The following is a 1,215-nucleotide window of genomic DNA, read 5'->3' as shown; positions in this document are numbered from 1 at the left end:
TGGCCGTTGCCGGTCGGGGCATCTGGGAGACCTGGGTGGTCAAAACGCCGCTGCCGCCTGAGATCGCCGATGTCGGAACGCTGCTCGAACCCAATCTCGAATTGCTGCAGCAACTCAGGCCCGACATCATCCTGTCCATGCCGTATCTCGACGGCATCAAGCCGCTGCTCGAACGCGTGGCGCCGGTGACGACGATCGGGCTCTATACCGAGGCCGGGCAGCCCTATCAGCGCGCGCTCGAGGCGACGCGCCAGCTTGCCGGGCTTGTCGGCAAGGAAAGCGAAGGCGAGGCGCTGATCGCGGCGACAGATGCGTATTTTTCGGAAGTTCGCCGGCAACTGGCGCCGCTTTCGGCGCGGCCGATCTATGTCGTCAGCTTCATGGACCCGCGCAATGTGCGCGTCTACGGCAAGAAGAGTCTGTTTCAGGAGGTGTTCGATCGCATCGGGCTCGCCAACGCCTGGACGGCCGAGACCAATTATTGGGGGTTTTCGACCATTGGTATCGACGGGCTGGCGACATCCAGCGACGCTCGCCTCGCCTATCTTGAACCCTTGCCCGAGGGCGCGGGCGGCACGCTGACCGAAAGTCCGGTCTGGAACGCCATGCCTTTCGTGCGCAACCGCTCGATCATGCGTCTTCCCGCCGTCCATATGTTCGGCGCCCTTCCGTCCGCCACCCGTTTTGCTCGGGTCCTGGCGTCTGCGATGACTGTGGAGGCCGCCCGTGGCTGAGGATGCTGCGGCCATTGCCCAAGGGGGGAAGCATGCGTCGGCCGGCCGGGCCTCCGCGTGGAGCTTTTTCAGCAATCAGCCGGTAGGCGCGATCCTGCTTTGCGCGGTGCTGCTCGCGGCAGCGTCAGCGGCAACCGTCTCAAACCTCACCGTGCAGCTACCATCGGCGCTCTGGCTCCAATCGCTCGCCGCCCCCGACATCGCCGACATGCGGCAGGTGCTCGTCCACTATGCTTTCCTGCCTCGGCTTGCCGTCAGCCTTCTGTGCGGTGCGGCGCTCGGGCTTGCCGGAACCGTCCTGCAGCAGGTTCTGCGCAACCCGCTTGCCTCGCCCGAAACGGTCGGCGTCTCGGCCGGTGCCTATCTGGCGCTGGCGCTGACGACGCTTCTGTCACCGTCGCTGCTTGCCTTCGGGCGCGAATGGGTGGCGCTGGCTGGCGCATTCGTCGCCCTTGCCGCCGTTTTCGCTCTGTCCTGGCAC

The 1,215-nt window shown here is 65.7% G+C and carries 2 protein-coding genes; both read left to right on the top strand.

Annotated elements, in window-relative coordinates; genetic code table 11:
- Positions 1-734 (top strand): ABC transporter substrate-binding protein (locus EN984_RS35260; protein ID WP_127384386.1); only part of this gene is annotated, 734 nt, incomplete at its 5' end.
- Positions 727-1,215, top strand: a 489-nt coding sequence (locus tag EN984_RS35255; protein WP_164765954.1) for an iron chelate uptake ABC transporter family permease subunit, incomplete at its 3' end; no start/stop codon positions are given. The genes EN984_RS35260 and EN984_RS35255, both read left to right, overlap by 8 nt.

The organism is Mesorhizobium sp. M7A.F.Ca.CA.004.12.1.1 (assembly GCF_003997835.1).
GTDB lineage: Bacteria > Pseudomonadota > Alphaproteobacteria > Rhizobiales > Rhizobiaceae > Mesorhizobium.
This window is presented reverse-complemented; position numbering and strand designations above follow the sequence as displayed.